Genomic DNA, 19840 nt, shown 5'->3' with positions numbered 1-19840 from the left:
TGAACGCCCGCCAGAAGGCCCTGCCGAACGCCTGTCAACGCTCCTTCAGCGCCACCGGAATGCGGTCCAGCACCGGGAACGGGACGAGGCCGTAGCGGTAGAAGTCCACGGCGTCCGCCCTCCCGGGGCCGGTCGCCGCAGCCGTCCGCTCCGCCGCCGACGGTCACCCATGCCGACGCGGGTGGTGCGCGCGGCATTCTCGCGCGGCGGTGGCTCGTCGCCGACGCGCCCGGACTGCTGCCCCCTCAACGCACCGACTGCCGCAGCCACTCCCACCTGTCATCCTACCTATCCCGCCAACTACCCTTTACATACGCGCCATTGACAGCACCACACACCCACCCAATCATTAGACATCCGATGAATGGGAGTCGCTCATGGGTACGTATCAGAGACGTCAGGTCCTCGGCACCGCCGTCGGAATCGCCGCCGCCGCAGCCGCGCTGCCCCTCACCTCAGCCACCGCCGCACACGCCGCCGAACCGATCGCCGGACACGCCGGGCCGTGGGCTCCCGTCCCCGATCCCGTCCCGGTCCCGCTCGACGCCCTCTACGACAACGACGGCGTCGACACCGCCTCCGCCCGGGGCGGCGACTTCGACGGCTCGGGCTACACGTTCCCGGGCGAGGAACTCCCCGCGGGCCGCCTGGAGGTCGACGGCGTGCCCTTTGTCTTCCCGGCCTCGGCTGCCGGCGCGAAGAACAACGTCGTCGCCCTCGGCCAGCGCCTCGAACTGCCCCAAGGCCGCTACCTCTCGGCCGTCTTCCTCACCGCGGGCAGCTACGGCAACGCCTCCGGCAAGGCCACGGTGCACTACGCGGACGGCTCGACCACGACCGCCACCCTCGGCGGATCCGACTGGTACGCCACGGGCGGATCCCTGTCGGTGCCGTACCGCTACCAACCGGACGGCACCAGGGACGAACACCCCGTGGGGATCGGGACATCCGCGCTGTGGCTCGACCCGCAGCGCGACGCCGTAGCGGTCACGCTGCCGATGACCAACCCGGCGCAGGCGAACAGGGCGTCGCTCCACATCTTCGCGCTGTCCCTGCAACCTGCCGCTCAGGGACGCGCGCTGGCCCTGCGCGGGACACGGTCCACGAACTCCCTCCTGGAATCGTCCGGCGCCCAGAGCGTCGAGACCACCGTCGTGAACGCGGGGACGGTCGCCGTCCTGGCCGCGGACGGCGTGTCGGTGCGCGTCGAGGTTCCGGGGGCCCGCACCGTCGAAGCCGCTCGCATCCGCCGCCTGGACCCCGGCGAGGAGGCACGCATCCGTGTGGGCATCCGCAACCGTGCGGGCACAGCCCCCGGCACCACCCGGGACGGCTCGGTGACCGTCACCGGACGCGGTACCCAAGCCGCCGCGCAGAAAAGCCGGTTGACCCTCGGTGTCGCCGACTACCAGCCCACCGCGGCCTCTCTCTCCGGCCACCAGGCGCCCTACTGGTTCCAGGGCGCCAAGTTCGGCATCTTCATCCACTGGGGCGTCTACTCGGTGCCCGCCTGGTCGCCGGTCGGAAAACAGTACGCCGAGTGGTACTGGAACCACATGCAGGATCCCGAAAACGCCGTCTTCGCCTACCACCGCGAGAAGTACGGCGAGGACTTCGCCTACGACGACTTCATCCCGATGTTCACCGCGAAGAAATTCGATCCACGCGCCTGGGTCGAACTGTTCCGGGACGCGGGCGCGGAGTACCACGTGCTGACCTCGAAGCACCATGAGGGCTTCGCCCTGTGGGACACGAAGGTCTCTGATCGCAGTTCCGTCAAGATGGGCCCGAGACGGGACCTCGTCAAGGAACTCTTCGACGCCTCGCGCCGCTACACACCCGAACTCCACCGAGGGCTCTACTTCTCCATGCCCGAGTGGTTCAACCCGGACAATCCCTGGATGGGCCACGCCCCGCGTAATCCGTACACGCAGGAACCGGTGCCGTACACGGGCTACACCGCGGGCAAGGACTATGTGAAGGACTACCAGGCCGCGCAGATGGAGGAGCTGATCCACGGCTACGACCCCGAGGTCATCTGGTGTGACATCGGCGGCGCCAACGACAGCCTCCATGTCCTCGCCGACTACTTCAACCACGCGAAGAACCGCGCCCGGCCCGTCGAGGTCACCGTCAACGACCGTTCGGGCATCGCCTTCCACGACTTCACCACGCCCGAGTACACGACATACGACAACACGGTCGTCGCCAAGTGGGAGTCCAGCCGCGGCCTGGACCCGTTCAGCTACGGCTACAACCAGGCGACACCGGACGACGCCTACATGACGACCGAAGCGGTGGTGCACAGCCTCGTCGACGTCGTCTCCAAGAACGGCAACTTCCTCCTCGACATCGGCCCACGCGCCGACGGCACCATCCCCGAGATCATGCAGACCCGCCTGCGTGAGACGGGCCGCTGGCTGCGCACCAACGGGGAGGCGATCTACGACACCACGTACTGGTCCCGGATGGCCGAACTCGGCGAGGACCTGCGGTTCACCGTCCGCCCGGACGAAGCCTTCTACATCCACTCCCTGGCCAGGCCGGGCGCCAAACTCACCGTCGAGGCGCCGATCCCGATCCGCAGCGGCGACAAGGTGACCATGCTCGGCCACGACCGGCCCCTGACCTGGACCCTCAGCAAGGGGGCGTTGGTGATCGACGTCCCCGAAGCCGCACGCAAGGCGGGGCAGCACGCCTGGGTCTTCAAGGTGCACTGGCGTTCCTGACTGCCGAGGGAGACCCTGAGCACGACCCTGAGCACAACCGTGGTCACGGCAGCATGACGCTGCTCGCGACGCGGCCCCCGGGCGCGGCGCCGCTCGGCGCCGTGGAACGACGGGCCGGTGCCGCCGGTGGCGGCACCGCCGCGACCGGGGCGGTGGTGCGTCTGCCGGCCATCGTCACCGTGGAGGGGCGGGGCATCTCCTCGATGACGATGGCCGGCGCCGTCGCCGTTGCTCCACCGTCCGCTACGGGTCTGACGGTGGGGCCGCCCTTAGCTCAGATGCCGGGCGAAGAACCGGGCCGCGTCGTCCACCTCGAACCATGGGGTGCCGGCGTGCCCGCCCAGGTTCGCGTGCAGCGTCTTCTCCTTGGTGCCGAAGGCGCCGAACAGGTCCAGGATCGGTTGCCGTTCCATCCTTTCGTCGTCCCACTGCATCAGGAACTGCGTCGAGGGCGGTGCGGTGGCGAACATCCCCCGGCGTGCAGCGCTCCCGAGCCCCGACCAGCTTCCCGCCGCCCAGGTGGAGGTCGCGGCCGCCCGCCGCTCAGCGACCGAGGCCGCTGCGCGCGGCCCTCAGAGCGACGAGGGCGGAGAATGTGCGAGGGCACCCTTCCCGTCCTGACCACCGAAAGGCACGCAGACCATGAGCAGCCGACACGACCGTTGGGCGGAACTGACAGGGGGACAAGCCGGAGAGGAGTACGCCCGGCGGTTTGCGCGGCTCGCCGAGTCAGGCCACGACGTCCACGGCGAGGCCACTTTCTGCGACGCGCTGCTGGAACGTGCTTCCCGCGTCCTCGACGCCGGCTGCGGCACCGGGCGGATCGCGGTCCGTCTCGCCACGCTGGGTCACCTCTGTACCGGCGTGGACGTCGACCGCTCCATGCTCGCTGTAGCGCGCCGCGACGCCCCCGCGCAGGAATGGCTCCACGGTGACCTGGCGCACCTGGACAGCCTGGGTCTGGAACCCGGGTTCGACCTCGCGCTCGCCGCCGGAAACGTCATCCCCCTGCTGGCCCCCGCCACCGAACCGGTTGTGGTGCGGCAACTCGCCGCCGTACTGCGCCCCGGCGGACTGCTGGTCACCGGCATGGGTCTGGACGCCGAGCACCTGCCACTGGCGGAACCGACAGTGACGTTGACGGAATTCGACCACTGGTGCGCACAGGCCGGACTGACACTGCGGCAACGTTTCGCCACTTGGGCGGGCGACGCCTACCTTCCGGGCGGCGGCTACGCCGTGAGCGTGCATTCCCGCGCCACCCCCTGAACCCAGGCGTGTCCCCCCTCGACTCGTGGTGGTGCGGCGGCGCGCGGGCATGCTCGCCAGGCCGAGCAGAGCGGGAGTATAGAACCGGCGTGAAGGCTGAAGTCTGGTATTTGCCGCCTTCAAGGAGTCATGAATGAGTCCCATGAGACGTGTCATCATGCCCGTGGTCGCCGGAGTCGTGGCGGCCACCGCGGTTGCCGCACTCGCGCCCTCCGCCCAGGCCGATGCCCGGTCCTGTACCTACCGGCCGAGCCAGCTGCCGGTACCGGGCGGTGCCACCGCGGGCGCCGTCACGGCGATGGCCGGCGGTGGCATCTCCGCCGGAGAGATCGAGTTTCCCGGGTCCGTCATTGCGCAGACGCACGCGGCACTCTGGTCGGGAGACAAAGTCACCGATCTGGGGACCGTGCCGGGCGCCGACTACACGCTCGGCGTCAACGACGTGAACAGCTCGGGCGTCGCGGTCGGCTACGGCTGGGAACTCACCGGTTCGTCGGAGGGCTGGCCGCTGGGCGAGGACCACCCGTTCCGCTCCCGCGACGGGAAGCTGGAGCAACTGCCCGTGCCCGCCGGAGCGCACGACGTCGTGGCGAGGGCCGTCACGGCGAACGGGGACATCTACGGCGACGGCTACGGCGCCGATCCCAATCACCGCACGGTCTACTTCTGGCCCGCCGACAAGCCGGGGACAGTGACGACGCCGGCCGGCTTCCCCGTGGGCAGCCGCGTCGAAGGCGTGGACACCGACGGGACGGTGGCGGTGACCGCGGTGTCCGACATCGAGGGAACCACGCGCGCGTACCTCTGGAAGGGCGGTACGGCCAAAGCCCTGGCAATGCCCGCGGGCGCGACGAACTCCACCATCTCGGCGATCTCCAACGGCACGGTGGTGGGCGACGGCCAGACCGCGAACTTCAACCGGTTCGCCGTCCTGTGGGGCAAGGACGGCGTGGCGAAGAAGCTGCCCGACGCCTATGGCACGAGCGACGTCAACAGCAGCGGTCTGATCGTCGGCACGTCGGCCAGGGCCCGGGCCGTCACGCTGTGGCAGGGAACCACGACGGTGGCCACCCTCAGCGCCGGGAGGGTGTATACGGTCGGCGACGACGCCACGCTGGGAGGCGCCAACGCGCCTGCCGGCACCCAGGCTTCGCTGTTCCCGGCTCTGTGGCGCTGCTCGTGATCCTTTGATCCGTACGGCGTGGGCGAGGTGCGGCCGTCCCGGCCGCACCTCGCTCGCTCGCCGCGTTTCAGCTACGGAACTGCAAGAATCGTCAGCTGAATCCCTCTCGCCGCGGACGACTCCCTCCGGAGAACCCTTGACGTACGTCGCCCCCCAGAAGCGCGCAAGCGCCGAAGAATACGGCGTTCCACACGCCCCGGAAGAAGTCGTCGCCGAGTGGCACGCGCTGGCGGAGGCGGTATGCCGCGAGTTGCAGTACGCCGGGCTTCCCGCCTACGTGGAACGCCCCGGCACCCTGGCCGACAGACAGGCCGGCGCGCGGGTCTCGGTCGACACCATGGACGATGCGACGGGCGGCGTCCACGTCAGCTGGAACGCCGGTGAATCCATGACCGAGGCCGCTCTCGGATCCATGGAGCCGGATCGCCTCGATCTCTTGGAACCGGTCATCGAGCACGGCACGCGCGTCGGTTCCCTCATGGACGAGACGATCAGAAGCGTGCTCACGCTCGCCGGTTTCCGCACCCGTGACGCGCTCGAGCTCAACGACCTGGCCCCCGGAACCCATGTCACGGGCCGGCAGGCGAGACACTGGTTCATCGAGTCCATCCTCTCGGAGGGAGTCCTCGGTCTCATCGCCGCCATCCGCGCCTGCGATCCCAGCGGGGGCGATTCCGGTGAGCCGGCCGGCATCGGCACAGAGGGCAAGGCACTGCTCACCGGACGGGGCATCCGGATCGTGCAGGACGGCCTTCACCGTCTGGCGGACGACGACCGGCAGGAATTCGCCCGCGTTCTCCGCAGGATCGCCGGAGCGATGCACAGCCAGGACATGGCGCGCAAAGGCTTCTGGAAGGCAGACAGGTCGCTGCTGGAACTCCCCGACGTACTCTGCCTCCCGACGCAGGAGCCGCCGGCTGTGGCCACTGCCGTGGTGCCCCGGTCCCGGATACTCGCGGCCGCGTACGTGACGGTGCTCGGCTGTATCGAGATGGCGGACGAGGACACCGTCGACGCCGATGAAGCCGTCAAGATCACTGAAGCATGGACGGGAACCCTGCTGAGGCGGCTGGACCAGGCACCTCACGAAGACCGGCAGGAGCTGATCCGCCTCTTCCTCGAAGCTGCCCGCGAGGAGACCGACCCGGCGCACAGGGCATTCGCTTCCCGGTTCCCGGAGACCATCGGCCTGTGCGGAGGGAGCGGGGAAGCGACGACCGCCTGATCAGGAGATCCCGGCATCGGCCATCAGACGCGCTGCGCGCCGGGAGCGGATCGACGGGATGCCTCGTACCAGGGCTTCCGGTCCTTTGTGCGGCCGAGGCCGGTCAGAGGCCCCCGGTGTTGAGCAGCCGGTTGGGAGTGCCGGAGGGGACGCCGCGCAGGACACCGACGGTGGCCGTGTGGTCGAGCCAGACGTGGACCTCCCTGGCGGTGGCGTGGGGGTGTGCCGACAGGTACAGCGCGATGACGCCCGTGGCATGCGGTGCGGCCCAGGACGTGGCGCCTTCCTCCTGCGTGGTCGTTCCCCCGCCGGCGAGGGCGGCGGTCACCTTCTGGCCGGGGGCGTACAGATCGACGCACCGTCCGTAGCCCGATCCGTAGGAACTGCTGTCGCTCCAGGGGCGGTTGCTCGGCGTGGAGGCCGCAACGACGATCGTGCCGGGGACACCGGCCGGGGAGTGCTTGCAGGCGTCGTCGTGGAAGTTGCCGGCCGACACCACGGTCGGGATCCCCACGTCGACCATCTTCTTCACCGCTGCCTCGAGGGTCGCGGACCGGTGGTCGAGGTTGAGCGACATGTTCACCACCGCGGGCTTCTGCGCGTGCGCGGTGACCCACTTGACCGACTTCACCAGGGCTGCCTCGGCCGCGGCCGCGGAGCCGCCGCCCCCGCTCTCGCACAGGATGCCCTGGACCCGCACGAGTTGTGCCTTGGGCGCCACCCCGTACTTCGCGCCGCCGATGATGCCCGCGACGAACGTGCCGTGGCCGATGCCGCTCTCGCCGAAGCAGTCACCCGAGTCCTTCGGGCCCACGAAGTCGGCGCCGAGGTGGGCACGTGTGCCGAACTCCTTGTGCGCGATGTCCATACCGGTATCGATCACATAGACGTGAACGCCCTGGCCCGTGGCGGTGGTGGTGAACTTCCCGTTCAGGGGCCGTGATCGCTGGTCCAGAACGTCCAGGTTCCACGGCACGTGCCGGGTAAGGGGTGACGCCGCGGTATGCGCGGCCGCGGACAACTCCTCCACGGTGCCGGCAGATCCCGGCGCCGAGCCGGAAGACGTCCCGTGGCCGGAAGGTGCCGCGTTGCCGGAGGTCGTTACGGACTTCGCCTTGCCCTGCCCGGAGGAGGGCGTAGGCGGCGTCCCGCTGGTCCCTCCGCCCGCCGCGCCGGCCTGCCCGCCGCACGCCGAGGCCCCGAGCACCGTCGCCATGGCCACCACCACGAGAGCGGCCTTCGTCACGTTCCGTGTCACAGCGTCCCCCACGTCCTTGCTTCGTGCACAGTCAAGGCACGAGACGACCACAGGGCGCGGGCGGTTCCGGCCGGGACCGGGCACGGCGACCCGGCGACCGGCGACCGGCCTGGCCGACCCAAGCGCTTCGGGGCGACGACGAGGGCGGCTCGCCTCCGACGCCTGCCGGAGAGTCCGTCAGTCGGCGGCGAGGAGGCGTTCCAGCCAGTTCTGGCGCGCCGCGACGGCGGCCTTCGCGGATCGGGGGCGCTCGCGTTCATCCCCGGCGCTCATGTCCGGGGCGGCGCGTCCACACCCGGTGTTCTCGTCGGCGGCGTCCGCGGTACCCCCTCCCCCGGGGTGTACCCGGGGCGGCGCCGAAGCGCTCATCGGTGCCCCGAGTGCCTGACGGTCCGTGGTGAGGCGCCCAGTTCCCTTCGGCAGGTCTTGTTGAACGCCTGGAGGTCGGGGATGCCGACGGTCGCGGCGATCGCCGGGATGGCGAGCGTCGAGGCGATCAGGAGGTGCCGGGCGCGCTCCATGCGGCGGCGCCGGATGTAGCCGACGACCGTGAGCCCGGTGTCCTTCCGGAACAACCGCGTCAGGTGGGTGTGCGAAACTCCGGCGGCACGCGCGATGTCCGGGACGCCCAGCGGGTCGGCCAGGTGCTCCTCGATGTGGGCCATGGCCGTCCGCAGGACAGGATGCCGGGAGCCCTCACGGCCGCCGGAGGCACCGGCCAGGCCGGTCGTGCGCCACAGCACCGTCCAGAGTTCCGCGGCGGCCCGCGCCGGGGACTGTGTGCCGGCCGCGACCGTCTGCCGCAGCAGTCCGCCGAGCACCGCGGCGTCCGGACCGGCGTCCTGCATCGCCGGGACATGGCGCCGCTCGCCCTCGCCCGGCAACCTGAAGTGGGCATACAGGTGCTCGCACGGGGTGGTGTCGTAGTGGAAGTGCACCTCCGTGCCGGGTGGCACCAGACTCACGTGCCCCGGGCGGATCGCGTGCCGGAAGCCGCCGAACTCCAAGGTGCCGGAGTAGCCGTACAGGTGAAGCTGCCACAGCCGGGGCAGCCGGAACACATCGTGAGGACCGGCGTACCCGTGTACGCCCACACCCGCGTTGTGCACCTGCGGAGGGAGGTCGAGAGCCAGCTCCACGAAGTGCGTCATGGTGGAAAATTACCAGTTCTCGCTGGATACAGCCCACGACTTTCGCACCGTCTCTTCCTACGGTGGCCGTATGCCAACCACACGACAGCTGCTGACTTCGCTCCAGACGGCGCGGTTCGTGGCACACGGTTTCCTGCGCCTCGACGGCGTCGTGCCCCGGGAACTCAACGAGGAGGCGCTCGGCGTCTTCGCGGCGGGGCTGCCCTCCGTGCCGTACGGCACCCCTGTACCGAAGGCGTTCCCCGAGGGCTCCTTCGCAAGACGGCTCGTCGACCTGCCCGCCGTAGCGGGCGCGTTGGAGAGCCTCGTGGGGCCGGACCCGACCGTCGACCACCACCACGTGCACACGCGTGAACCACGCGAGGGCAGCGCGCAGCCACTGCACGCCGACGCCCTGATCGATCTGCGGACCGACGCCTTCGACGTGCAGCTCATGTACTACCCGCAGGCGGTCACCGCGGACATGGGCGGCACGCTCATCGTCCCGGGGAGTCATCTGCGCCGGATCAACGAGTCCGACACCGGCCGGTACCAGAACCTGCGCGGCCAGACCCGGCTGACCTGTCCGGCCGGCACGGTCGTCCTGTTGCACCACGGCATCTGGCACGGGGGCCGCCGCAACGAGAGCGACACCGTCCGCCACATGTACAAGATCCGCTTCAACCCGACCGTGCCCCAGGTGCGGCTCTGGGACACCGGGGACCTGCACGACCCCGCCGTGGGCGAGGAGTTGGGACACACGTTCCCCTGGTACGAACCGGCCACCGGCAGGCTCGAGATCCACAACCGCATCAGGCTCTGGCGTTCCCTGACCGACGACCCGGACTTCGACGTCGAGTACTGGGCCACCCGCATCACCAACCGACCTGCGCAGAGGAGAAGCGCGTGACCAGTTCGAACACGGTGCGGCAGCAGGTGCTGGTCCTGTACCTGGGCACATCGGCCCTCGACTCCCCGGTCGTCGGATGGGCCCGCTACGACGGTACCGGCGCGACCCGACCCACCACCGGCGACAGCGACGAACCGCCGTACGAGACGGGCGTCGCCGCGCTGGAGGACGGCTGGCGCCTCATCCAGGCCGCCCAGCTCATCCCGCCCTACCCGGGGGCGGAACACGAGACGTCGTTCCTCAAGCACGAGTTCTTCTTCGAGAAGCTCGTGCAGCGCGGGCAGGACACGACGACGTCCCTGTAGCCATGGCCGGCTGTGGCTGCGCTGCGGGCACGGGAGAAGGATCCTGCCGGCGGTGAGCCCGGCTGCGGCGCCACCCCGGGGTGTGCGGTCCACCGTCGTCGGCGTTCGCCGGGGAACGCGTCGGCTGCTACGGGGAGCGGCGACCGGTGGTGGAGGAGCCGAGGTCGTCGTCGGACAGGGTGATGCGGGCCGTGATGCGCTTGCCGACCGGATCCTGTTCGGTGAACAGCTTCTCGGTGACGGCCTTGACGATCTCCAGGCCGTGCTGGCCGATCCTGTCGGGGTCGACGGACCGGGCGGCGGGGACGGTGGGATCGCTGTCCCACACCACCACGTCCACGGCGCGGTCGTTGATGCGCAGTTCCAGCAGAACAGGGCCGGGGGCGTACTTGCGGGCGTTGGTGACCAGCTCGCTGACCACCAGCTGGGTGAGTTCTCTCGTACGAGCGGCTACGGGCAGATGATGGTCGGCCTGAGCCTGGTCGAGGAAGGCAACGGCGTGGTGGCGGGCTTCGGCGATGCAGCCGTCGTACCCGCTCAGGGTGTAGCCGGCGCGCATCAGGTACGCGTGCGGCGTCGTACAGCCGTCACCGTCGGCATGAGATCCCACGCGTCCGCCCTCACTCCCCCCGTTCCTGTGCGCCGGTACCCGCGACGGCGTCATACATGCCACCAGGGGTGCCGTTCGGCCAGACCGCTCTGCGGGCGGCCAGGCCCGGCGCTTTCGCTGACCCGGGTTGCGTCGGCGACCCACCGGCCACGGCAACCTGCTGGCCGCCCTCGACGGGCCCGTCGTGCGTCTCGCGACGCTCGACGCGGACGGTCCGACGGGAACCTTCCAGGACGAGAACGGGGACGTGCCCTGGTAGCCGTACAGGAACGGACCCCGGGGGACGCCCCCGGCCGACCGACGACGGCGGAGTCCGCGTGGATGCCGTCGTCGGACCGTTCCCGAACAGACAACCGGACAAGCGCGCGAAACTCCGGCTCGTGCTTCAGCCGGCGAAGGCGCCCTGCTGGGAGCAGATGCGCCAGCCGCACTCCGTCATGCGGCCGAAGGGAGTTCCGCCACGCCCGGCGCCCTACCGGTTCCGCCCGGAACCGGGGCTCGTCGGCGATCAGGCGTCAGCAGCCAGCGCCTCGAGCTCCGCGTTGGCACGCTCCGTGACGTGGGCGAGCACGCGGCCGGCGACGGCCAGGTCCTCGGCGGGTATCCCGCCCCAGATGCGGGCGGAGACGGGGGCGGCCTCTGCGCCGACGGCGGCGATCAGTTCGCGCCCCGCGTCGGTGGGACGGAGGTGACCATCCTCGGCGACGAGCAGGTGTTCGGCCAGCAGCTCGTGGAGCGTGGCGCGGATGTCCGCCGGATCCGCCTTGAGGGACTGCTGAACCTGGGTGAGGAGCGCGTCCGGCGTCTGCGGGGCGTCGCACACGAGGGCTGCGCGCAGGGCGACATGCTGCTGGAACGTGACGCCGTGCCGGGCCAGAACGCGTTCCAGGACGCCTCGGGCGGCGTAGTGGGCCAGGGCGAGATCGCGGGCGTTGGCGACGGGTGCGGTGGTGGCGGATGCGGTGGAGGTGGATGCCGTGGTGGTCATGATGGTGCCCCCTGAGTGCTCTCGTCATCGGGTGCTGAGGGAATGAGAGGTGCGTCGAGCAGGGTCCCCAGCTCCTCGGTGAACGCGCGCGTCCGAGGGGCGTCCAGACCGCCGAGCGGCTCCAGCAACTGCTGAAGCAGTTCCTGTACGGCCGTGATGGCCTGCCGCGTGAGGGTCTGCCCGTGCTCGGTGAGGGCCAGCTGCACCGCACGCGGGTCGCGGGGGTCGCGGGTCCGCTCGATCAGCCCGGCCGACTCCAGGGTGCGCGCCAGCTTCGAGACGTACAGCGCTTCCAGGCCGGTGTGGTCGGCGAGCCGACGCTGACTGGGCCGCTCGCCCTCGCGCTGCATGCCGTGCAGCGAGGCGGCCAGTACGTACTGCGCATGGGTCAGACCCAGCGGAGCAACCGCGCGATCGACCGCGACACGCCACTTGCTGGCGAGCCGCCATACCAGGAAGCCGGGCGTGGGACCCGGTGGAACCGTGCTCATACCAAATAGAGTACATGGACACTATATCCATGGCTACTATCTCGGCGGATGCGACAGCGGACGAACAGAGCACCGCCCGCCGCCCCGTCCTGTCCGTCGTGGTGCGGTCGGGCGCGGCACGGAAGACGTCCAGGAAAGGCCGGAGTCGAGGGCGCGGGCCGTGGGGAGGGAGCCGGATTACCGAACCCGCCCTCACCGGAACCCGGTTCACCGGACAACCGACTGAACGCATCCTCCCGCTCACCGGCCATCTTCCCCAGCCGGCCCCGGCCGGTCCGACCGCCTGCCGACTGGGCGTCGAAGCTCGTCGTAGGCCGCACGCGACGAGCGCTCGCCTCGCGAAAAGGATTGTCCGACCGCCGAGGAACAACCCAAAAAAACAAAGGCAAGGAGATCCCACTCCTTGCCACTCTCAACATATAGCGCACCGGGGGGCTTGCGGCAAGACCCGGGTCGTACCGCAGAATCGGCGGCCGAAAGCCAGACCTTCAGACAGGGGAGACGCGAAGTGCGAGTGCTGTTGACGGCGTGGGGATCGCGCGGAGATGTCGAACCGCTGGCGGCCCTGGCGGTGGGCTTACGGCAACTGGGTGCGCAGGCGCGGGTGTGCGCGCCGCCGGACGAGGAGTTCACGGCGCTGCTCGCGCGTGTCGGCGTGCCGCACGTACCTCTCGGTCCGGCGGTGCGTTCGGTGGTCGCCGGGACGAAGCCACCGACGGCGAAAGACGCGTTCAGGCTCGCTCCTGAGCTCGTCGCCGCACGGTTCGCCACGCTCGGTGCGGCGGCCGAGGGATGTGACGCGCTGCTGGCCACCGGTCTGATGCCCGCCGGCGCGCGGGACGTGGCCGAGAAGCTGGGCGTCCCTTACGTGTTGGCGTGCTTCCACATGTCCGGACTGCCGTCGCGGCATTTCCCTCCGGGTGCGCGGCCGGGCAAGCAGTCCCCGCAGGGCGAGACCGACAACCGGGTGCTGTGGGAGCAGGACGCCCAGAGGGTGAACGCGTTGTACGGCGAGGCACTCAACAGCCAGCGGGCGGCGATCGGTCTGCCGCCGGTGGGCAACGTCCGCGACCACGTCCTCACCGACCGGCCGTGGTTGGCGGCAGACACGACGCTGTGTCCGTCGCAGGGCATGACGGACCTCGACGTCGTACAGACCGGGGCGTGGATCCTGCCTGACGACCGTCCGCTCGCCCACGACCTGGAGGCGTTCCTGGCCGCCGGCACACCACCGGTGTACGTGGGGTTCGGCAGCATGGCCGCACACGTTCCGAAGGACATCGCGCAGGTGGCCATCGAAGCGAGCCGTGCGCAGGGCCGACGCGTGCTGCTCGCCCGCGGCTGGGCGGGACTGGCCCCGGTCGACGAAGCCGACGACTGCTTCGTCGTCGGCGAGGTCAATCAGCAGGCACTGTTCGGCCGGGTGGCCGCCGTCGTGCACCACGGTGGTGCGGGCACCACGACGGCGGCGGCCCGGGCAGGTGCGCCCCAGGTGGTGATCCCCCGGATCGCGGACCAGCCGTACTGGGCCGCCCGAGTGGCCGAGCTGGGCATCGGCTCGGCTCACGACGGCCCTACGCCGACCTTCGACTCCACGTCTGCCGCACTCGCCATGGCCCTGATGCCCGAAACCCGCGAACGGGCACGGACGGTGGCGGGCACGATCCGCGGCGACGGGGCGACGGTGGCCGCGAAACTGCTGCTCGCCTCGGTCGGCCAGGAATAGTCGCCCGCGCCGGCGTGCATCACACGTAGCGCGGTGGAGACGCATGCCGGGGACCGGTCCCGCCCCGTGCGAGGCCGCCTTCAGAAGCGGAAGAGACGGCCCTCCAGCTCACCGTTTCGGAGGACGCTCAGTCCAGACAGAACTCGTTGCCCTCGATGTCCTGCATCACGATGCAGGACTCGTTGTGGTCGTCGGCAAGCAACACTTGCACCTGTGCAGCGCCGAGCGCGACCAACCGTGCGCACTCGGCTTCGAGCGTGGCGAGTCGCTCCTCCCCCACGAGTCCGGTGCCGACACGGACGTCAAGATGCACGCGGTTCTTGACCACCTTTCCTTCGGGGACGCGCTGGAAGTACAGTCGCGGGCCGACGCCGGAGGGGTCGCTGCAGCTGAACGCCGCTCCCTGCCGCTCGGGCGGCAGAGAGTGATCGAAGTCGTCCCACGTGGCGAACCCCTCCGGTGGCGGCGGTACGACGTAGCCCAACACCTCGCACCAGAAGCGAGCGACCCGCTCAGGTTCTGCGCAGTCGAAGGTGACTTGGAAATGCCTGATCGGTGACATCGGCGCACCATAGCAGGGGAGTTGGAGCGCAGCCCGGCGGCACATGTGCACGCGCCGATGGGCGGTGGACTGTGGAGCCCCGTGCAGGACGTCGAGCCCGGACGGATGCACCCGCACCGCCACACGGTGCGCCGTCCTTGACCAGGCTTCAGCCGATGTCCGGCACGTCCCCCTCCGGCATCGCCTCGCGGCGTCGGTTCTGCGGACAGGGACCGGTTCGAGTGCCGCGCCGCTCGAACCACGTGCTTCCCGGCAAAAGCTCCCGGTGACGATCGTGACCATTGAACTCGTCGTGCGACGTCTACCGCGCCGCGCGACCGCTCGCCCGTTTACAACTTGCCCGTTTACAACTTGCCCGTCCTGAAATCCGCGTTCCAGAATCCCGTGAAATTGTCACGGAAGCCCGCTCGCCGGCCTGCGTCCGGGTGGTCACGCCACCGCGGCCAGCAGGTCTGCCACTACGTCGGGCCGTTCCAGGGCGATGAAGTGGCCCGCTTTCGCCACCTGCGTGAAGTCCGCGGCCGGCAGCAGTTGCTTGTTGGCCTCCCGGTCCGAGGGCCGGGACCAGTCCTTCTCGCCGTAGACGAGATGCACGGGGGCCTTGACCTCGGGGTAGCGCGAGCGGGCTGCGATGAGGCTGGGCAGGGCCTGGTACACGGCTCGCGCGACGGTCGGGTAGCCGGCGCGGCCGCCGACCTGGAGGAGCTCGTCCAGGTAGTCCTCGCGCAGTGCGCTCTTGTCGCCGAGGCCGCCCTGGAGGATCTTGCTGAGGGCCGGCCTTGGCTCCTGACTGGCGATCACCGGGCCCACTCCGGGGGTGAGGACACCGCTGACCACCACACGGGCGAGGAGGCTGGAGCGGGCGATCCCGCCGCGGAAGTCGTACGCGTTGACCGCGACGACGCGGCGGACGCGTTCCGGCAGGTCGGCCGCGGTGGTCAGGGCGAGCACGGCCCCCATGGACTCCCCGACCAGTGTCACGTCGTGGAGGTCGAGCTCGGCGAGGAGCCGCTTGACGCCTTCGCGCATGGCCGGCTCGTCGTAGGACGCGCCGGGCACGATCTCGGAGTAGCCCATGCCCGGCAGGTCGAGGGCGTAGACGGTGTAGTGCTCGGCGATCGAAGGAATGAGGAGGCGGAAGTGCTCGGCCTGCGTGCGCACGGTATGCAGCAGGACCAGGGGGGCGCCGGTGCCGGCTTTGAGGTAGCGCAGCGTTCCCTCGCGGCCGCGGCGTCCTGGACGCGGCGCGATGGTGTGGCTGGTGGCTCCCGGGATGTGGATCGTGGGACGGGGCTCGTGGTCGGGCATCTCGTCGACTCCTTGACGGGTGGACCGCGGATGGGGGTGCGGATACGGCCGCGGGTGGAGGGGTGGTTGGGCAGCGGGGCGGTGACGCCCGTCGTCGGCGGTCGGGGCTCTCGCCGGGCGCGGGAGCTACTTCGCCAGTTGGGGGTACAGTCCGGCCAGGTCGCCGGCGAGGCCGGTCTTGACCTGGCGTGTGATGTCGTCGGCGAGGACTTCGTAGGCGCCCGTCTCGATGCCGTCGAGGGCGAGTTGGGCGACGGCACGGGGGTTGGTCTTGGGTGCGTCGACGCCGGCGGTCAGGTCGGTGTCCACGTAGCCGACGTGCAGGCCGGTGACGGTGATGCCGCGCGGCTCGAGTTCCAGGCGCAGGGAGTTGGTCTGTGACCACAGGGCGGCCTTGGAGGCGCTGTAGGAGCCGCCGAGGGCGATCCAGGAGAGCACGGAGTGCACGTTGAGGAGGTGGCCGCCGCCGTTGCCTTCGATGACCGGTGCGAAGGCCCGGGTGAGAAGGAGCGGGCCGTAGAAGTTGGTCTCGAACTCCCGGCGTACGTCGTCGACCGGGGAGTCGAGGAAGGACGCGCCGACCGAGGCGCCGGCGTTGTTGATCAGTATGGTGACGTCCTGCGCCTGCGCGGCGGCCGCCGCCACGGAGGCCGGGTCGGTGACCTCCAGCGCCACCGGGACCGCGTCGGGGTGCGTCACGGTGCGCGGGTCGCGGGCCGTGGCGTAGACCTTGCCGGCGCCGCGCGCGTACAGCTCCTCCACCAGCGCCTTGCCGATGCCCCGGCTGCCGCCGGTGACGAAGACGTTGGCGCCCTTGAGTGCGGTCATGACTGTGCCTCCACAGGTGAGAAACCGATCGGTTTCCATCACGGTAAACTGATCGGTTTCCGCGCGCAAGTCCCCGTGCCGAACCGAACCCCGTCGCGTCGGCAGATGAGCCCCGGACGATCCGCGCCCGAAAGGCGAAGCCCGGCCGTCACACAGGCCTCACGCGCCCGCCCGCGAGGTTCGACGGAGGCAGGCGGAGGGCGGTCGCCGAGCAGGGAGAAGACCAACCGGCCGTCTCTGATCGGAGCGGCCGCCCGCGACGCCCGCGTCACGGCGACGGCTCCGCGCAGATCTTCTTGGCGGTTCAGCCGGCCCCGTCGACGACCTGATCGTCTCGCTCGGCCTCGAGGATGCCACCAGGTCCTCCATGAGCAGACCAGCACGCCGGTAGCGCCTGCGCGTTCCCCTGCATGGAGGGACGCGACGACTCACCGAACCGGTCCGACGGGCGGCCGAAACGCGTCATGGCATCTGCCGCCCGGGCTGTCGGCATAGGTCCTCACCTTCGCTCGCCGGCAGCCGAACGACGCGAGGGGGACGCCCGGCGGCGGTCCGCAGCGGCGCGTCAGGTCGCGCCTCGCCAGGCAGAGACCTCACGGGCGGTCAGGCGAGCGAGGCGAGGGCGGCGTCCAGGCGGGCAGCGGCCTCCTGCGCGACGGGCTCCAGGGCGGGCAGGCCGGCGAGAGTGACCATGGTGTTCGGGTCCAGGGCCTGGACGAGCGTGTGGTCGCCCGCTCGGCGCACGACGACGTTGCAGGGCAGCAGCAGGCCGATGGCGCGGTCGGCTTCGATGGCGCGGTGGGCCAGGGGCGGATTGCAGGCGCCGAGGATCAGGTAGTCCTCCATGTCGTGGCCGAGCTTGGCCTTGAGGGTGGCCTTGACGTCGATCTCGGTGAGGACGCCGAAGCCCTGGGCGGCGAGGGCTTCGCGTACGGCGTCGACCGTGGTGGCGAAGTCGCTGGTCAGGCTGACGGTGCGGTCATAGCTCACGGGGTTCTCCAGTGACGGACAAGCGGGCGAACGCGTTCAACGATACCCCCAGGGGTATTCAGGTACGCTCCTTGTCGCAGACCAATTACCCCCCGGGGTATCTCAGGAGGATTCCATGACCGTCGTCGACCACGCCCCGAACACCGGAGCGCCACCCTCTCCGTCCGGCCCGCTGGGGCGCCTCGGCGACTGGACGGCGAGGCGCTTCAGGACTGTCCTGGCGGGGTGGGTGATCGTGGTCGGCCTGCTCGGTGTCTTCGCGCCGCAGGTGACCACCGCGCTGTCCGGTGCGGGCTGGCAGAGCAACGGCTCGGAGTCCGTCGCGGTCCGCGAGCTGGCCCAGCAGCATTTCGGCGGCACCGGCTCCACCGCGATCCAGGTCGTCGTCCACGCCGACCGGCCGGTCACCGATCCCGCCGTGCAGACCGTGCTCACCAAGGCGACCAAGCTGCTGACCGCCGACGACCGGATCTCCGAGGTCGTCCAGCCCCGGGCCGGGGCGACGATCAGCCGGGACGGCAGGACCGCCGTACTGCTCGGCGGCGCCGAGGCCGACCCGGACGACATGGTGCGGGCCTCCGACGACCTCAAGGATCCGCTGCGCGCACTGTCCGCCGACGGCATCACCGTGCGGGCCACCGGGGCGTCCGTCCTGTGGAGCGACTTCAACACCGCCAACCTGGACGCGATGATCCACGCCGAGATCCTGTCCTGGCCGGTCACCCTGGTCGTGCTCGTGATCGCCTTCGGCTCGCTCGTCGCCGCCGGCCTGCCCCTGCTGCTCACCATGGCCGGGCTGGCCGCCTCCGTGGGCTCGTTGGTCCTGATCAGCCATGTCACGCCGATCTCCATCTGGGCCATGGACTTCGCCCTGATGTTCGCCCTGGCGCTCGGTATCGACTACGCGCTCTTCCTCGTCATCCGCTTCCGCGGCGCCCTCGCCCGCCACGGCGACCCCCGCCGAGCGGTGCAGGAGACCATGGACACCGCGGGCAAGGCCGTGCTGCTGTCCGGACTGACCGTGCTCGTCAGCCTGTCCGCCGTGATGCTCGTGCCGGCCCCGGCGGTCCGCACCATGGCCGTCGGCATCATGCTCTCCGTCGTCTTCGTGCTCGCAGCGACGCTGACCCTGCTGCCCGCCGTCCTCGGCAGGCTGGGCCCGCGCGTCAACAAGCTCGCCCTGCCCCGGACCCGCACCGACCAGGTCGTCTCGCCCCGCTTCGGCGCCTGGGGCGAGCAGCTGTGGCGTCACCCGCTGCGCTACGGAGTGCCCGCGGTGCTGGTCCTGGTCGCGCTCGCCGTCCCGGTGTCCGGGCTGAAGACCGCGATGCCGTCCATCACCGTCGTCCCCGCGACCGACAGCTCACGACAGGGCTACGCCATGGCGCAACAGGCCCTCGGCAAGGGCGCCCCCGGCATGCTCCAGATCCTCACGCCCACCGCCCAGGCGCAGGCCACCGCCCGTACTCTCGCCGCCGCTGACGGCATCGCCGCCGTCCTGCCGGCCCAGTCGGCCGCCGACGGCTCGCACTGGAGCCTGGTCCAGGCCATGCCGTCCGTCGACCCCTCCGACGGGTCACTGAGGAACACCGTCCACACCCTCCGGGCCGAACTACCGAACCAGGCACTGGTCGGCGGCGCGGCCGTGGAGAACATCGACCTCAAGCAGGCTCTGGACGACAAGGCCCCGCTGGTCATCGGCGTCATCCTGGCCCTCGGCTTCGTCCTGCTGCTCGTCGCCCTCCAGGCCCCGCTGATCGCGGCCCTCGGGGTGCTGACCAATCTCCTCGCCACTGCCGCCGCCTTCGGCGTCGCCCGGCTGATCTTCCAGGACGGCCACGGCTCGTGGCTGCTCGGCTTCGAACCGCAGGGATTCCTGGACGGCTGGGGTCCGGTCTTCTTCTTCGCGATGATCTTCGCCATCGCCATGGACTACACCGTCTTCCTGCTCTCCTCCGCCAAGGAGCACTTCGAGCACACGGGCGACCCCCGTCAGGCCATGACCGCCGCCCTCGCCCACTCCGGCCGCGTCATCTTCGCGGCAGCGGGCGTCATGGTCGCCGTCTTCTTCACCTTCGCCCTCGCCGAGCCGCTCCCGCCCAAGGAGATGGGCATCGTCCTCGGCACCGCCGTTCTCCTCGACGCCTTCCTCATCCGACTCGTCCTGCTCCCCGCCCTGCTCCGCCTCACCGGCCGTGCCGCGTGGTGGAGCCCCGCACGGCTGCGCAAGGTCCTGCCCGACATCCGTTTCTCCCACGACTGAGCACTCCCGGCACCGGTGGGCCCCGGCCCTGCCCGGGCCCACCGCTACCCCAAGGTCCGGTCGAC

At 70.4% G+C, this 19840-nt stretch carries 18 protein-coding genes and 1 pseudogene; 9 read left to right on the top strand and 10 right to left on the bottom strand.

Translation table 11 applies throughout. From position 1 onward, the window contains the following. Window positions 1–377: 377 nt before the first annotated feature. Entirely contained in the window at window positions 378–2729 is a 2352-nt protein-coding gene (locus OHS71_RS39325) for an alpha-L-fucosidase (RefSeq protein WP_328484097.1), read from the top strand. Between the two features lie 269 nt (window positions 2730–2998). On the opposite strand, the pseudogene OHS71_RS39320 reads toward OHS71_RS39325, so the two are convergent. Beyond that, window positions 2999–3169: pseudogene (locus OHS71_RS39320) on the bottom strand (alpha/beta hydrolase); the annotation flags it as partial. 202 nt (window positions 3170–3371) lie between these two features. Here OHS71_RS39320 and OHS71_RS39315 point away from each other — a divergent pair. The 3 genes from OHS71_RS39315 to OHS71_RS39305 all read left to right on the top strand — a co-directional run bounded on the left by OHS71_RS39315 (window position 3372) and on the right by OHS71_RS39305 (window position 6406). Then, complete coding sequence (locus OHS71_RS39315) at window positions 3372–3998, top strand: class I SAM-dependent methyltransferase (protein WP_328484096.1); 627 nt, start codon at window positions 3372–3374, stop codon at window positions 3996–3998. 133 nt (window positions 3999–4131) lie between these two features. Then, window positions 4132–5181 (top strand): hypothetical protein, encoded by a 1050-nt coding sequence (locus OHS71_RS39310; RefSeq protein ID WP_328484095.1) that lies wholly within the window; start codon window positions 4132–4134, stop codon window positions 5179–5181. Between the two features lie 136 nt (window positions 5182–5317). Beyond that, on the top strand, window positions 5318–6406 hold the full coding sequence (locus OHS71_RS39305) for a hypothetical protein (protein ID WP_328484094.1): 1089 nt from the start codon (window positions 5318–5320) through the stop codon (window positions 6404–6406). 103 nt (window positions 6407–6509) lie between these two features. Here the strand turns inward: OHS71_RS39305 and OHS71_RS39300 are convergent, their stop codons facing one another. Together OHS71_RS39300 and OHS71_RS39295 are read right to left on the bottom strand one after the other, a co-directional pair. Beyond that, a complete protein-coding gene (locus OHS71_RS39300; RefSeq protein ID WP_328484093.1) occupies window positions 6510–7664 on the bottom strand; it encodes a S8 family peptidase in 1155 nt (384 codons plus the stop codon). A gap of 365 nt (window positions 7665–8029) precedes the next feature. After that, window positions 8030–8815, bottom strand: coding sequence for an AraC family transcriptional regulator (locus OHS71_RS39295; RefSeq protein ID WP_328484092.1), 786 nt, complete (start codon window positions 8813–8815; stop codon window positions 8030–8032). 70 nt (window positions 8816–8885) lie between these two features. On the opposite strand from OHS71_RS39295, the gene OHS71_RS39290 reads away from it, so the two are divergent. Next, a complete protein-coding gene (locus OHS71_RS39290; protein ID WP_328484091.1) occupies window positions 8886–9704 on the top strand; it encodes a phytanoyl-CoA dioxygenase family protein in 819 nt (272 codons plus the stop codon). Then, entirely contained in the window at window positions 9701–10009 is a 309-nt protein-coding gene (locus OHS71_RS39285; RefSeq protein WP_328484090.1) for a hypothetical protein, read from the top strand. Before OHS71_RS39290 ends, OHS71_RS39285 begins: the two co-directional genes overlap by 4 nt. 127 nt (window positions 10010–10136) lie before the next feature. Here OHS71_RS39285 and OHS71_RS39280 read toward each other — a convergent pair whose 3' ends face one another. After that, a complete protein-coding gene (locus tag OHS71_RS39280) occupies window positions 10137–10619 on the bottom strand; it encodes an ATP-binding protein (RefSeq protein WP_328484089.1) in 483 nt (160 codons plus the stop codon). 127 nt (window positions 10620–10746) lie between these two features. Here OHS71_RS39280 and OHS71_RS39275 point away from each other — a divergent pair, with 127 nt between their 5' ends. Continuing rightward, window positions 10747–10878, top strand: coding sequence for a hypothetical protein (locus tag OHS71_RS39275; RefSeq protein WP_328484088.1), 132 nt, complete (start codon window positions 10747–10749; stop codon window positions 10876–10878). A gap of 249 nt (window positions 10879–11127) precedes the next feature. Here OHS71_RS39275 and OHS71_RS39270 read toward each other — a convergent pair whose 3' ends face one another. After that, the gene (locus tag OHS71_RS39270) at window positions 11128–11607 is read right to left on the bottom strand and encodes a MarR family transcriptional regulator (RefSeq protein WP_328484087.1); all 480 of its coding nucleotides are present in this window, start codon (window positions 11605–11607) and stop codon (window positions 11128–11130) included. Further along, window positions 11604–12098 (bottom strand): MarR family winged helix-turn-helix transcriptional regulator, encoded by a 495-nt coding sequence (locus OHS71_RS39265; protein WP_328484086.1) that lies wholly within the window; start codon window positions 12096–12098, stop codon window positions 11604–11606. Before OHS71_RS39265 ends, OHS71_RS39270 begins: the two co-directional genes overlap by 4 nt. Before the next feature lie 508 nt (window positions 12099–12606). Here OHS71_RS39265 and OHS71_RS39260 point away from each other — a divergent pair. Beyond that, on the top strand, window positions 12607–13824 hold the full coding sequence (locus tag OHS71_RS39260; RefSeq protein ID WP_328484085.1) for a glycosyltransferase: 1218 nt from the start codon (window positions 12607–12609) through the stop codon (window positions 13822–13824). A gap of 127 nt (window positions 13825–13951) precedes the next feature. Here the strand turns inward: OHS71_RS39260 and OHS71_RS39255 are convergent, their stop codons facing one another. The 4 genes from OHS71_RS39255 to OHS71_RS39240 all read right to left on the bottom strand — a co-directional run bounded on the left by OHS71_RS39255 (window position 13952) and on the right by OHS71_RS39240 (window position 17512). Next, window positions 13952–14386, bottom strand: a complete 435-nt coding sequence (locus tag OHS71_RS39255; RefSeq protein ID WP_328484084.1) for a VOC family protein — start codon at window positions 14384–14386, stop codon at window positions 13952–13954. A 429-nt stretch (window positions 14387–14815) separates the two neighbouring features. Then, window positions 14816–15694: an alpha/beta fold hydrolase gene (locus OHS71_RS39250; RefSeq protein WP_328484083.1), complete on the bottom strand. Its 879-nt coding sequence runs from the start codon at window positions 15692–15694 to the stop codon at window positions 14816–14818. A gap of 126 nt (window positions 15695–15820) precedes the next feature. Continuing rightward, the gene (locus tag OHS71_RS39245; protein WP_328484082.1) at window positions 15821–16522 is read right to left on the bottom strand and encodes an SDR family oxidoreductase; all 702 of its coding nucleotides are present in this window, start codon (window positions 16520–16522) and stop codon (window positions 15821–15823) included. 603 nt (window positions 16523–17125) lie between these two features. Continuing rightward, window positions 17126–17512, bottom strand: a complete 387-nt coding sequence (locus tag OHS71_RS39240) for a DUF302 domain-containing protein (protein WP_328484081.1) — start codon at window positions 17510–17512, stop codon at window positions 17126–17128. A gap of 115 nt (window positions 17513–17627) precedes the next feature. On the opposite strand from OHS71_RS39240, the gene OHS71_RS39235 reads away from it, so the two are divergent. After that, entirely contained in the window at window positions 17628–19775 is a 2148-nt protein-coding gene (locus OHS71_RS39235; protein WP_328484080.1) for an MMPL family transporter, read from the top strand. Window positions 19776–19840: the final 65 nt, after the last annotated feature.

It is taken from the genome of Streptomyces sp. NBC_00377, assembly GCF_036075115.1.
Lineage (GTDB): Bacteria > Actinomycetota > Actinomycetes > Streptomycetales > Streptomycetaceae > Streptomyces.
Note: the sequence above shows the minus strand (reverse complement) of the source record. Positions and strands in the feature narration are given on the sequence as shown.

What these genes read in the sequence shown, in the direction of transcription:
- OHS71_RS39325 (WP_328484097.1), top strand. Translation starts at nt 378, where the DNA reads ATGGGTACGTATCAGAGACGTCAGGTCCTCGGCACCGCCGTCGGAATC.
- OHS71_RS39315 (WP_328484096.1), top strand. Translation starts at nt 3,372, where the DNA reads ATGAGCAGCCGACACGACCGTTGGGCGGAACTGACAGGGGGACAAGCC.
- OHS71_RS39310 (WP_328484095.1), top strand. Translation starts at nt 4,132, where the DNA reads ATGAGTCCCATGAGACGTGTCATCATGCCCGTGGTCGCCGGAGTCGTG.
- OHS71_RS39295 (WP_328484092.1), bottom strand. Translation starts at nt 8,815, where the DNA reads ATGACGCACTTCGTGGAGCTGGCTCTCGACCTCCCTCCGCAGGTGCAC.
- OHS71_RS39290 (WP_328484091.1), top strand. Translation starts at nt 8,886, where the DNA reads ATGCCAACCACACGACAGCTGCTGACTTCGCTCCAGACGGCGCGGTTC.
- OHS71_RS39270 (WP_328484087.1), bottom strand. Translation starts at nt 11,607, where the DNA reads ATGACCACCACGGCATCCACCTCCACCGCATCCGCCACCACCGCACCC.
- OHS71_RS39265 (WP_328484086.1), bottom strand. Translation starts at nt 12,098, where the DNA reads ATGAGCACGGTTCCACCGGGTCCCACGCCCGGCTTCCTGGTATGGCGG.
- OHS71_RS39255 (WP_328484084.1), bottom strand. Translation starts at nt 14,386, where the DNA reads ATGTCACCGATCAGGCATTTCCAAGTCACCTTCGACTGCGCAGAACCT.
- OHS71_RS39250 (WP_328484083.1), bottom strand. Translation starts at nt 15,694, where the DNA reads ATGCCCGACCACGAGCCCCGTCCCACGATCCACATCCCGGGAGCCACC.
- OHS71_RS39245 (WP_328484082.1), bottom strand. Translation starts at nt 16,522, where the DNA reads ATGACCGCACTCAAGGGCGCCAACGTCTTCGTCACCGGCGGCAGCCGG.
- OHS71_RS39235 (WP_328484080.1), top strand. Translation starts at nt 17,628, where the DNA reads ATGACCGTCGTCGACCACGCCCCGAACACCGGAGCGCCACCCTCTCCG.